The 12,896-nt window shown below is 51.8% G+C and carries 12 protein-coding genes; 8 read left to right on the plus strand and 4 right to left on the minus strand.

Annotated elements, in window-relative coordinates; all coding sequences use genetic code 11:
* Both pmrA and pmrB read left to right on the plus strand, forming a co-directional pair.
* On the plus strand, positions 1-669 hold the full coding sequence (gene pmrA / locus NNO03_RS08225) for a two-component system response regulator PmrA (protein ID WP_048213870.1): 669 nt from the start codon (positions 1-3) through the stop codon (positions 667-669).
* Positions 670-1,752, plus strand: coding sequence for a two-component system sensor histidine kinase PmrB (gene pmrB, locus NNO03_RS08230; RefSeq protein ID WP_271442522.1), 1,083 nt, complete (start codon positions 670-672; stop codon positions 1,750-1,752).
* Here pmrB and pmrR read toward each other — a convergent pair.
* Entirely contained in the window at positions 1,746-1,835 is a 90-nt protein-coding gene (gene pmrR, locus NNO03_RS08235; protein ID WP_003826741.1) for an LpxT activity modulator PmrR, read from the minus strand. The two genes, pmrB and pmrR, sit on opposite strands and share 7 nt — an antisense overlap.
* 263 nt (positions 1,836-2,098) lie before the next feature.
* Entirely contained in the window at positions 2,099-3,601 is a 1,503-nt protein-coding gene (gene proP / locus NNO03_RS08240; protein WP_271442524.1) for a glycine betaine/L-proline transporter ProP, read from the minus strand.
* 701 nt (positions 3,602-4,302) lie between these two features.
* Here proP and kdgT point away from each other — a divergent pair.
* Positions 4,303-5,301 carry a 2-keto-3-deoxygluconate transporter gene (kdgT, locus tag NNO03_RS08245; RefSeq protein WP_271449270.1) on the plus strand — a complete coding sequence of 333 codons (999 nt, stop codon included), beginning with the start codon at positions 4,303-4,305 and terminating at the stop codon, positions 5,299-5,301.
* Between the two features lie 13 nt (positions 5,302-5,314).
* On the opposite strand, the gene NNO03_RS08250 is transcribed toward kdgT, so the two are convergent.
* Together NNO03_RS08250 and crfC are read right to left on the minus strand one after the other, a co-directional pair.
* Positions 5,315-6,226, minus strand: coding sequence for a diguanylate cyclase regulator RdcB family protein (locus tag NNO03_RS08250; protein ID WP_271449271.1), 912 nt, complete (start codon positions 6,224-6,226; stop codon positions 5,315-5,317).
* Positions 6,223-8,580 (minus strand): clamp-binding protein CrfC, encoded by a 2,358-nt coding sequence (gene crfC, locus NNO03_RS08255; RefSeq protein ID WP_271442527.1) that lies wholly within the window; start codon positions 8,578-8,580, stop codon positions 6,223-6,225. The genes NNO03_RS08250 and crfC overlap by 4 nt, the downstream gene beginning before the upstream one ends.
* 543 nt (positions 8,581-9,123) lie before the next feature.
* Here crfC and NNO03_RS08260 point away from each other — a divergent pair.
* From NNO03_RS08260 to phnE, 5 genes are all read left to right on the plus strand, one after another.
* Complete coding sequence (locus NNO03_RS08260; RefSeq protein ID WP_003031835.1) at positions 9,124-9,459, plus strand: zinc ribbon domain-containing protein YjdM; 336 nt, start codon at positions 9,124-9,126, stop codon at positions 9,457-9,459.
* Positions 9,460-9,598: 139 nt separating this feature from the next.
* Positions 9,599-10,048, plus strand: coding sequence for a VOC family metalloprotein YjdN (gene yjdN / locus NNO03_RS08265; protein ID WP_271449272.1), 450 nt, complete (start codon positions 9,599-9,601; stop codon positions 10,046-10,048).
* Between the two features lie 132 nt (positions 10,049-10,180).
* Positions 10,181-10,969, plus strand: a complete 789-nt coding sequence (gene phnC / locus NNO03_RS08270; RefSeq protein WP_137382884.1) for a phosphonate ABC transporter ATP-binding protein — start codon at positions 10,181-10,183, stop codon at positions 10,967-10,969.
* Between the two features lie 23 nt (positions 10,970-10,992).
* Positions 10,993-12,009: a phosphonate ABC transporter substrate-binding protein gene (gene phnD, locus NNO03_RS08275; RefSeq protein WP_137382885.1), complete on the plus strand. Its 1,017-nt coding sequence runs from the start codon at positions 10,993-10,995 to the stop codon at positions 12,007-12,009.
* 104 nt (positions 12,010-12,113) lie between these two features.
* Positions 12,114-12,893: a phosphonate ABC transporter, permease protein PhnE gene (phnE, locus tag NNO03_RS08280; protein ID WP_016155398.1), complete on the plus strand. Its 780-nt coding sequence runs from the start codon at positions 12,114-12,116 to the stop codon at positions 12,891-12,893.
* Positions 12,894-12,896 lie beyond the last annotated feature (3 nt).

Here is a 12,896-nt window from a genome sequence, read left to right on the forward strand (position 1 = left end):
ATGAAAATTCTGATTGTTGAAGACGATACGCTGTTACTACAGGGGCTGATACTTGCCGCACAAACGGAAGGCTACGCCTGCGATGGCGTGTCAACAGCCCGTGCCGCCGAACATTGCCTGGAAACGGGCCATTACAGTCTTGTCGTTCTGGATTTAGGTTTGCCGGATGAGGATGGCCTGCATTTTCTGACCCGCATCAGGCAGAAAAAATATACCGTTCCGGTCCTGATCCTGACCGCCCGCGACACCGTGAAAGACCGCATCACCGGGCTGGACGTCGGCGCGGATGACTATCTGGTCAAACCGTTCGCGCTGGAAGAACTGCATGCCCGCATTCGGGCGCTGTTGCGCCGGCATAACAATCAGGGTGAAAGTGAGATTATCATTGGCAACCTGACATTGAATATCGGCCGCCGCCAGGTGTGGATGGATGGACAAGAAATTGTCTTAACGCCAAAAGAGTATGCGCTATTGTCGCGGCTGATGCTCAAAGCGGGGAGCCCGGTGCACCGGGAAATTCTGTATAACGACATCTACAGCTGGGATAACGAACCGTCGACCAATACGCTGGAAGTCCACATCCATAACCTGCGCGATAAAGTGGGAAAATCACGCATTCGCACGGTTCGAGGTTTTGGCTACATGCTGGCCGCTACTGAGGAAAGCTAAGTGAATTTGATGCGTTTTCTAAAACAACCGCTCCCGCTTCGCCAGCGTTTAATGCTGACGATCGGCCTGATTCTACTGGTCTTCCAGCTGATTAGCACCTTCTGGTTGTGGCACGAAAGCACCGAGCAAATACAGCTGTTCGAACAGGCGTTACGCGAAAACCGTAACAACGATCGCCATATCATGCATGAGATCCGGGAGGCTATCGCCAGCCTGATCGTCCCCGGCATTTTTATGGTCAGCCTGACGCTCATTATTTGCTATCAGGCGGTGCGGCGCATTACCCGTCCTCTTGCCGATCTCCAACAGGAGTTAGAAACTCGCACAGCGGATAATCTGGCTCCCATTAATATCCGTAGCTCCACCATTGAGATACAGGCGGTAGTGACGGCGCTCAATCATCTGGTCACGCGGCTAACAACCACTATCGACAACGAGCGTCTGTTTACTGCTGACGTTGCCCATGAGCTACGAACGCCACTATCCGGCGTTCGTCTGCATCTGGAATTGCTCTCAAAAACCCACAATGTTGACGTTGCGCCGCTCATCACCCGTCTCGACCAAATGATGGACAGCGTGTCGCAGCTGTTGCAACTCGCCCGTGTGGGTCAGTCGTTTTCGGCCGGGAATTACCAGCATGTCAAACTGCTGGAGGACGTCATACTGCCCTCCTACGATGAACTCAGCACCATGCTGGACCAGCGGCAACAAACGTTGCTCCTACCGGCAAGCGCAGAGGATGTCATCGTACGCGGCGACGCCACGCTGTTGCGGATGCTGTTGCGAAATCTGGTAGAAAACGCCCACCGTTACAGCCCGGAAGGTACCAACATTACGATTGACCTTAACGCGGAACAAAATGCAATTATGGCCGTCGAGGATGAGGGACCTGGCATTGATGAAAGTAAATGCGGGGAGTTAAGCAAAGCGTTTGTACGCATGGACAGCCGTTTCGGCGGCATTGGGCTGGGATTGAGTATTGTCAGTCGAATTACCCAGCTTCATCGCGGGCAGTTCTTTTTACAAAACCGCCCAGGAGCTAGTGGTACTCGCGCCTGGGTGGTACTGGAGAAAGATCAGTAAGAGCTCACCCACACGTACAAAAAGCTGCTCACAATCAGTACGCTGCATACGGTGGTCAAACTTTCATAAATACGGGTTTTCATGACACTCTCCTCCGATAATCTGGAGGAGAGTTTGCCTTACGGAGATTAAGCCAACCTTAAGGCCGCGCGCCGGATGGCGGCTGACGCCTTATCCGGCCTACAAAGTACAATGCTACCCGTCGGCCTGATAAACGTAGTGCCGACAGGCAATAACACGAATACTCTGGCTATGCGCCGGATGGCGGCTGACGCCTTATCCGGCCTACAAAGCACAATGCTACCCGTAGGCCTGATAAACGTAATGCCATCAGGCAATGACATCATTACTCATCAATACGCGGATGCTGCTGGACCAGGCGCGAACGCTTAACCTGTAGCTCAGCAATTTCCTGATCGATGTCTTCGATTTTCTGCTCAATGTTATCGTAGTGCTCACCGAGAATTTCTTTCGCTTCCTGAATATCCGAAGCGGCAGGTGTCGCCCCTTTCAGCGGCTGATTGGCGGTCTCTTTCATGGTCACACCGGTAATTAAACCAATCACCGCAATCACCATCAGATAGTAAGCAGGCATCATCAGATTCTGCGAACTTTCCACCAGCCAGGCGGCCAGCGTCGGCGTCAGACCTGCAACCAGTACCGAGATGTTAAACGCGGCGGCCAGCGCACTGTAACGAATATGTGTCGGGAACATCGCGGGTAACGTTGATGCCATTACCCCGGTGAAGCAGTTGAGGATCACCGCCAGCATCAGCAACCCGGCGAAAATCAGGCCAATGACATTGCTGTTAATCAGAATAAATGCCGGGATTGCCAGCACAAACAGTGCAATACTGCCCATGATCACAAATGGACGACGCCCGAAACGGTCACTCAGCAGGCCCATCACCGGCTGCACAAACAGCATACCAATCATAATGGCGATAATAATCAGCACACCGTGATCTTCAGAGTAGTGCAGGTTATGCGACAGGTAGCTCGGCATATAGGTGAGCAGCATGTAGTAGGTGACGTTGGTCGCAATCACCAGACCGATGCACGCCAGCAGGCTGCGCCAGTGTTTAGTCGCAATTTCTTTAAACGAAATCTTCGGTCCTTCCTGCAGACCCTGACGATCACCCTGCTCCAGCTTGTCGACATGCTGTTGAAATGCAGGCGTTTCTTCCAGAGCATGACGCAGATACAGACCAATCAACCCTAACGGTAGTGCCAGGAAGAACGGAATACGCCAACCCCATTCAAGGAAGTTGTCTTCACCGACGACGGTCGAGATCAAGACGACTACACCGGCACCCAGCACAAACCCGGCAATAGAGCCGAAGTCCAGCCAACTGCCCATAAATCCACGCTTACGATCCGGGGAATACTCTGCGACAAAAATCGACGCGCCGGTATACTCCCCACCGACCGAAAAGCCCTGTGCCATCTTACACAGCAACAGCAGGATCGGTGCCCAGATACCAATAGACGCATACGAAGGGATCAACCCAATACAGAAGGTACTGATCGACATAATCACAATCGTGATAGCCAGGATCTTTTGGCGACCGTATTTATCGCCGAGCATACCGAAGAACAATCCGCCAAGCGGTCGAATCAGAAAGGGAACGGAGAAGGTAGCGAGTGCAGCAACCATCTGCACGCTGGGGTCAGCCCCCGGGAAGAACACTTTACCTAATGCGTAAGCAACAAACCCATAAACACCAAAATCAAACCACTCCATTGCATTACCGAGTGACGCTGCGGTAATGGCTTTTCGCAGTTTTCCGTCATCAATAATGGTGACGTCGCGAAGCGTAATTGGCTTTATTTTTTTCCTTTTTAGCATACCAGTCCTCATAGACTTAGCCCTGTCGCGCTACAGATCGAGTCTCCCAACGCCGTATGCGCTAAGGTCATCGCCGAGCGGGGATTGCACAGGCGCAATCCCTGTAACAAGCGTAGCAGGTTTACTTACACTGACTGATAATGAGCAGTACAACCGAACCTGTTGACGCCTGATTGGGCGGTTAATGACCTCTTTACCCTAACAGTGTTTAAATGTGTGATCAACTTCACACATAGTTTTTCATTTCGTCAACCTGCGTAAATAAGGTCATTCTCAGTCAGCTTTTTTACATGAAATGCTTGCGATTTATAGGCAATTAATTACAAGAATAAATCGCTTGGTTTCATCAACAATCACAGAAGTCACTATTATTCTGCTAGCAAAAAATTCACCTAATCCCTTCACAAAAAGATCACAGGTTTTTTAATAATCGGAACCTGTAATGATCTTTGCTCAGAATATGTGATGAAGATAACTAAAACATCGTTTTATTTTGATTGAATCAATGTTCCTGTGAATGCAAACTAATTCCAGACGCAATATCCCTGGGAGCAGTAGCACGCTCAACGTATGCCGCGTTAGATTTTATAAAACAAAGAGATAGCTGTTTTCTCTGTTAAGACTCACAAGTAACCTTTTGAATATAAATAATTTTTACTTTCTTGCGCGTTTATAGCCTGCGACAAGACATGAGGACGTTTATGAAAATTAAAGCCACGATTGAACGCATCCCCGGCGGAATGATGTTGATTCCTCTGTTATTAGGCGCAATGTTAAATACGTTAGCTCCCGATACGGGCGCGTATTTCGGTTCGTTTACCAAAGGTATGATCAGCGGGACAGTTCCGATTCTGGCAGTGTGGTTTTTTTGTATCGGTGCATCAATTGATTTGCGAGCAACCGGTACGGTATTACGCAAGTCAGGTACATTGGTATTAACCAAAATAGCCGTAGCCTGGGCAGTGGCAATGATTGCCGCTTCATTTATTCCTGATACTGGCATTCAAACCGGGTTCTTTGCAGGTCTTTCCGTACTGGCAATTGTCTCAGCAATGGACATGACCAACGGGGGTTTGTACGCCAGCCTGATGAACCAGTATGGTACGAAAGAAGAGTCTGGCGCATTTGTTTTGATGTCTCTGGAGTCCGGTCCGTTAATGACCATGGTCATTCTGGGTTCTGCCGGCCTGGCCTCCTTTGAGCCACACCATTTCATCGGCGCGGTCCTGCCGTTCCTGATTGGCTTTACACTGGGCAACCTGGATCACGACCTGCGAGCCTTCTTTAGCAAAGCGACACCGGTACTGATTCCATTCTTCGGCTTCGCACTGGGTAACACCATTAACCTGAGCGTCATCGTTGATACCGGCCTGCTGGGTATCCTGCTGGGTGTGGCCGTCATCGTTATCACCGGTATCCCGCTGATTATTGCTGACCGCGTCATTGGTGGCGGGAACGGTACGGCAGGTGTCGCCGCCTCTTCTGCAGCTGGCGCTGCAGTGGCGAACCCAGTCATCATCGCCCAGATTAACCCGGCATTTGAACCGGTTGCCGCTTCGGCAACGGCTCTGGTCGCTGCCAGCGTGATAGTGACTGCGATTCTGGTGCCAATTATCACGGCACTGTACGCCAAACGTTTTAACAAGGAACGTGTTGCCAACAATACGGCAGCCACCCCGGCAGACTCTCTGCACCACTAAGTCGGGCTACACATCATTCGCCGTCCCTGCTCAGTGATTCAGAGAGGGACGGTGCAAAAATCTCCTCAACCATCGCATCAACCAGTCGCTTTGCCGAACACAGTCTCGGCATCCCCAACGCCACATTCTGCCAACGCTGCGTCACCGACCAGCTCACCGGATGGCGCTGTGCATCACACCAGTCACCCAGCCAACTCAGCAGATCGTTATGTTCGCTCGAACCCCCAACTGCAGGTGAACTCAGCCATTGATGGTAATAATGGCGCGTAGTAGGTGCCGCATTCACGCTGTGTGCCAGTGTCTGGGCAGCCATCGTGCGTAAATTGTCTTTTAGCATCGACACAACATCGGCATTCGCAAGCCGACAGGCATCACCAAAGGCACCCCAGCGCAGCTCCTCTAGCGCAACAAAGCAGCGTCCGGGTAATGACCAGCCGTCATACGCCCCAGCCCGCCAGCGAGTAAAAATCTGTTCACTGTGTTCGCCTGCCTGCACGGTCAGCCCACGTTGCGTCAGCGCTTTCTCTTTATATGCGCTACGTTGGGCAAACCCGTCAGCCAGTGAAATTAATTGCTGCATCACGCCGGGAGTTGATTGTCCGCGTGGCTGTTCAGTTTGTTGTAAGAGCACCAGTCGCTCGGCAATACGTACCAGCGCCAGGTGGCCAGGATCGATAGTGCCAGCCAGCTTTTCCACCAGCTTAAGGCGCATCACCAGGTGTTCGCTGGATACCCCTGCCATCACCCACGCCCGCAGCTGCGTCTGGGATAACACTTCCTGCGTCAGGCGCGCACGCAACCGCTGCTGCTGCTGCAGAAAACCGCCGGAACGTTTGGTTTCATCTCCCTGAACCAGATCGACCATAAACTTCGGGTAGACGCACTCCAGCGTCCGCCTAGGGCCTTCCAGTAACACGTTAGTCATGTATGCTCGGTTGCAAAAAGGGTGTGGATATCGTCACGCAGCAAGCGGGAATCTTCATAAATCCATGCCGCCGTCGTAATACGATGCTGCAATTGTTCATTCATTGCGTTCACCGCCGATTCATTTTGCTGGCGCAGAGTCAGACTCTCGCGCAGGCTCGCCTGCAATTGTGTCAGACACAGTGAAAAATCAGCAAAAAACGTGGCCATGCCTGCCGTAACGGAAATATCGACCTGAGCAACTAAAGCTTTACGAATTTGTTGGCAAAACTGAGTGACATAATGGACAAGGTTCTTGTGCAACGCGCCCATATCAATGAGATAACGCGTTTTTGTTTCGACGTAATCATTCCATCCCCAGTTTGGTTGATTCAACCAACGTGAGAACGTGTCACGTACAACACCGCCGGTAGACGGGGCATTATCCGCCGGGATATCCTGTTCAATAGCCTCGTTAAACAACTGACGTGTATTGAAATTAAACATCGACGCATGAAAGGCTGGAAAACGGATCCGCGCCCGAAATCCGGCATGGTTCAGATCCTCTTTCACCCGTTGTTCAATAGGCCGCATAGCATCATTCAGCGCCCGGGATAACGTCGATTCGAGCTCCTCAAAACGCAGCGCCAGGTCCCGACTGATACTCTCCTGCGCCGCCAGCAGAACAACCTCACAGGAGGAGCGAATTTTATCTAACACAATTTTCGCTTGCCCCTCGTCATGCAATACCAGCATATCACCGGCCATTTCCGCCGTCGCAATGGCAGCGCCCATGCCATGTTGTGACATCATCAGCACGTTTTCTTTAACAAAGAACGTATTAATACCGCACAGAATCTCGGTCTGCTGCTGATTGAGATAGCCAGCAGCAGCCTCTAGTGCCAGTTCAACCTCGTGACTGACCTCATCACCCACCCGCGCCTGACTTATCTGCAACTGTTGCATGTCATCTTCAATATGCGCGATGTTCATCCGCAACTGCTCATAGGCTACGGTTAAGCCGTGAGCGCGAAATTCCAGATATTCGTGTGCGCTTTGCGAATAGTTCAATAGCTTGTGTGATGCCGAGCGGAGCGCGTACAGTGAAGCATTAGCATAGGCTGCATGGATCACTTTCTGAATCGGTTGTTCAAACAGTGAGTCTTCCCAAAGCAGATCGGCGGCATGGCGAATATGTTCTTTATCATCAAGATCGGTGGTACGCCAGCGCCTGCCGAGTGCCGCTTCGGCAAAGTCCTGGACCCAGCGCTGCTCCTGATGATCCGGCAAACGCCCATTGTTCACGAGTTCATGACGTGCCCTGTTGGCCAGATATCCCCACATTGAGGAGACCGGATAAATACGTTCAGGCGTAATACCGCCTTTCATCAACGTGCCGGAAATTAGCGCCCGCACCTGCTCTTCATCATCGCTGTTGCGGTCTTTCTGATCGAATTTGTTAACCAGCGCGTACAGCGGCACTGATTTCCCGACCGCCATAATGGCCTGACGGACTTCCTCATCCGAAATCGACTTCAGTTGGGTATAATCCATCACCGCCAGTACCGCTGATGCCCGGGCCAGCTGTTCATTGAGCATCTGTTGTAAGTGTGGTTGCCCGGCCTCATTCGGCCCGGGAGTATCCAGCAGCGTCAATTGTCCCGGATAACTTGCCAGCCCGGCCAGATGCACGAACTCAACTTCAATAACCGGAATATGCTCAATTGCAGCATAGGCGGCAAACGGAAACTCCACCTCCAGCGCTTTAGACAAACGCACCAGATCGTTCAGGCTCTTGAGAAAATGGAAAATGGGTTGTGCGCCAAGATAATACCGTTCAAATGCCACGCCATTTTCAATATGTTGAAGCAGGGCATTCATATCCTTATCTATTTCCAGCGTCTGAGCCAGACGCTGGCGGTCGCATTCCCGCACGCGCTGCTGTAATACTTTCATTAAGGCGTCAATTGGCGCGACATGCGAAAAATGCAGCACCGGCTCTTTCTGTCCCGGTGTATGGCGGATAAGGGTCGGTAACGCCGTCATCGGGCGATTACGATTAGGTAAAACCTCGGTTCCGACAATCGCGTTAATCGTCGTCGACTTTCCCGCCTTCATCGTACCGACAATAGCCAGAACCATTTCCAGACGGGTAATCTTTCGCAGTTCATTGTTGAGCGTTGCCTGCTGGACATCCATGCCACGAGCGCTGAAATGCAGGGGCTGAACAACCTGTCCGCTATGCTCTCCTTTTTTCAACATGACATCATTCGCCGAGGTCATTGGCAATTTTTGCAATTGCCTGAGATGTTCAAGAGAGAGCATCAGTAAGCGTTCAGCTTCCTGACTTAATTCATAAATTGTCTGTGTGTACATGGAAAATCTTTCCTTAACGCAAATAGCATTACTTTTATTTAGCCAAATCGTTTTATTTATAGATCTTCGGCTTTTATAATTACGTGTGGAAATAATTAAAATTAAAACAACCAGCTGATATTATTAAAATAAAATTTATCGTATGACTGCTGGCCTGATGCCTCTCACTTACTATATTAAGTAAGAAAGATAAACAGAGTAGTTCAGTTTTAAACAATGCCAGCTTAATTCCCCTACCAAAATTAAGGGGGTCACAAAGTATTCACTCACAATGACTTAGCTAGTCTGTAAGCCATGCTACCTATGAATATCGGGTGTTTCGCCTCACCTTATCTTAAATAACTAAACGTAGCAATTTCCCTTAAAAAATATTCCTTCTGGTTTTCATAGACGTGAAAGCAACCTGACGCCACAACAGATAGTTGCGCATAATTGGCCTGTAGCCCCGACAAAAGCAGGGATTTTATGTATAATTGCGGCCTTTTTCGGCAATCTGCCAACTTTTGGGCGCTTTTGCCCCTGCTGACTTTTGAGGAAATCCACATGTCATTACCACACTGCCCACAATGCAACTCCGAATACACTTACGAAGATAACGGCATGTTCATCTGCCCGGAATGCGCTCACGAATGGAACGACGCTGAACCCGCTCAGGACAGCGACGAACTGATCGTTAAAGATGCTAACGGCAACCTGCTCGCCGATGGCGACAGCGTTACTGTAGTAAAAGATCTGAAGGTAAAAGGTAGCTCTTCCATGCTGAAGATCGGTACCAAAGTGAAGAATATCCGCCTGGTTGAAGGCGACCACAACATCGATTGCAAAATTGATGGCTTTGGCCCGATGAAGCTGAAATCTGAGTTTGTGAAAAAGAACTGATTTAACTGGCCTGATGGCGTTGCGCTTATCAGGCTTGCTCCAGCTTATTTGTCAGGCGGGAAACCCATACTTCCCGCCTGGTTTGTTTTTGCACACGACATCTACACTTAACTGGCTTCTTTTACCTGAGGTAAAAATTATGCCGTTAAGTCCCTATATCTCCTTTGCAGGCAACTGCGCTGACGCTATCGCCTACTATCAAAAAACGTTAGGCGCTGAGCTACTCTACAAAATCAACTTCGGTGAAATGCCCAAATCCGCGCAGGACAGCGAAGAAGGTTGCCCTTCAGGCATGAAATTCCCCGATACCGCCATTGCTCATGCCAACCTGCGCGTGGCAGGCAGCGACATTATGATGAGCGATAGCGTCGCCACCGGAAAAGCCCACTACTCCGGCTTCACGCTGGTTCTTGACACGCAAAATGTCGATGAAGGGAAGCGCTGGTTTGATAACCTGGCCGCAAAAGGACAAATCGAAATGGACTGGCAAGAGACCTTCTGGGCACATGGTTTCGGTAAAGTAACCGACCAATACGGCGTGCCGTGGATGATCAACGTCGTCAAGCAACAGCAACCCCCTACCGAGTGATGTAACGGGAGGCTCGTCCTCCCGGACTGTCATCAAATATCGCTCAACTCTTCATCGCCAAGTAACCTTCCTTTAACGAAAACGTCACATTAATCCGCCACGATGGGGCCACTTTTTTAGGGAGGCCGCATCATGCAAACGGTTATTCGCGTCGAGAAACTCTCCAAATCCTTCAATCAACATCAGGCGCTTAATGCAGTTGACCTGAATATCTGTGCCGGTGAGATGGTGGCTCTGCTTGGGCCATCTGGCTCCGGCAAATCCACCCTTTTACGTCATCTAAGCGGTTTGATCACCGGTGATAAATCACCGGGCAGTCACGTCGAGCTATTAGGCCGTACCGTTCAACGTGAAGGCCGACTGGCGCGCGACATCCGCAAAAGCCGTGCCCACACTGGCTACATCTTCCAGCAGTTCAATCTGGTGAACCGGCTGAGCGTACTGGAGAACGTGCTGATTGGCGCGCTCGGCAGCACGCCATTCTGGCGCACCTGTTTTAGCTGGTTTACGCCAGAGCAGAAACAACGCGCATTACAGGCGCTGACCCGCGTGGGTATGGCGCACTTGGCTTATCAGCGCGTTTCCACGCTCTCCGGCGGGCAACAACAGCGCGTCGCGATCGCCCGCGCATTGATGCAACAGGCAAAAGTGATCCTCGCCGATGAACCGATTGCCTCGCTGGACCCGGAATCGGCGCGCATCGTGATGGATACTCTGCGCGACATTAACCAGACCGACGGTATTACCGTGGTCGTCACGCTGCATCAGGTGGATTACGCCCTGCGCTACTGCGAACGCATTGTCGCGCTGCGCCAGGGGAACGTCTTCTTTGACGGCAGCAGCCAGCATTTTGATAACGATCGTTTTGACCATCTCTACCGCAGCATGAACCGCGTCGAACAGAACGCGCAGGCTGCTTAACGTCCCCACAATGAGGAATGGAAATGAGTTATAAAGCCGTTGCCGCGCTGGCCTTCACCAGCATGTTCAGCATCAGCACCTTGTTAAGCCCGGCACATGCCGAAGAGCAAGAAAAAGCGCTGAACTTTGGCATTATTTCGACTGAATCACAGCAAAACCTGAAGCCGCAGTGGGAACCGTTCCTGAAAGATATGGAAAAATCACTGGGCGTAAAAGTGAACGCCTTCTTTGCGCCGGACTACGCCGGGATAATCCAGGGAATGCGCTTTAACAAAGTCGATATCGCCTGGTACGGCAACCTCTCAGCAATGGAAGCGGTGGATCGCGCCAACGGACAGGTGTTTGCCCAGACCGTCGCTGCCGATGGCTCTCCAGGGTACTGGAGCGTGTTGATCGTTAACAAGGACAGCCCGATCAACAACCTGAACGATCTGATCGCCAAACGTAAGGATCTGACCTTCGGCAACGGCGATCCTAACTCCACTTCAGGCTACCTCGTCCCCGGTTACTACGTCTTCGCGAAAAACAACATCTCCGCCAGCGACTTCAAACGCACCGTTAACGCCGGACACGAAACCAATGCCCTGGCCGTCGCCAACAAACAGGTCGATGTCGCCACCAACAACACCGAAAACCTCGACAAGCTGAAAACTTCTGCGCCGGACAAGCTGAAAGAGCTGAAGGTTATCTGGAAGTCACCGCTGATCCCAGGTGATCCGATTGTCTGGCGTAAGAACCTCTCTGAAGCCACCAAGGACAAGGTGTACGACTTCTTTATGAATTACGGCAAAACGCCGGAGCAGAAAACCGTCCTGGAACGCCTGGGCTGGGCACCGTTCCGCGCCTCCAGCGATCTGCAACTGGTGCCGATTCGCCAACTGGCGCTGTTTAAAGAGATGCAGGGCGTGAAGGACAACAAAGGGCTGAACGAGGAAGAGAAAACCAGCAAAACCTCGGCGCTGAAAGCACAGCTTGATGATCTCGACCGTCTGACCGCCGCGCTGGGCGCCATGACCAGCGTCACCAAAGCGGTGCAGTAACCCTGATGCCCGGTGGCGCTTCGCTTACCGGGCCTACAGGACATCGTAGGCCGGATAAGGCGCAAGCGCCACCATCCGGCAATAACCGACGCACGGAGCTAAACATGCAAACCATCACCGTCGCCCCACCCAAGCGTAGCTGGTTCTCGCTGCTGAGCTGGGCCATTCTGCTCGCCGTGCTGGTGGTCTCGTGGAAAGGGGCCGAAATGGCCCCGCTCACGCTGATCCAGGATTCCGGCAATATGGCAACCTTCGCCGCCGACTTCTTCCCGCCGGACTTCAGCCAGTGGCAGGACTATCTCGGCGAAATGGCCGTCACCCTACAAATCGCCGTCTGGGGGACTGCCCTCGCCGTTGTGCTATCGATTCCCTTCGGTTTGATGTGCGCCGATAACCTCGTGCCGTGGTGGATTTACCAGCCGATGCGTCGCCTGATGGATGCCTGTCGCGCCATCAACGAAATGGTCTTCGCCATGTTGTTTGTCGTCGCCGTTGGTTTGGGTCCGTTCGCCGGGGTAATGGCGCTGTTTATCCACACCACCGGGGTGCTCTCCAAGCTGCTTTCCGAAGCGGTAGAGGCCATTGAACCCGGTCCGGTAGAAGGTATTCGCGCCACCGGAGCCAACAAGATTGAAGAGATTCTTTACGGCGTTCTGCCACAGGTCATGCCGCTGCTCATCTCCTACTCGCTGTATCGCTTTGAGTCCAACGTTCGTTCGGCCACGGTGGTCGGGATGGTGGGAGCCGGTGGTATCGGCGTGACCTTATGGGAAGCGATTCGCGGCTTCCAGTTCCAGCAAACCTGCGCCCTGATGGTGTTAATCATCGTCACCGTCAGTCTGCTGGATTTCCTCTCCCAGCGTTTGCGTAAGCACTTTATCTGACTA

The sequence above is a fragment of the Citrobacter sp. Igbk 16 genome, from assembly GCF_028069755.1.
GTDB lineage: Bacteria > Pseudomonadota > Gammaproteobacteria > Enterobacterales > Enterobacteriaceae > Citrobacter.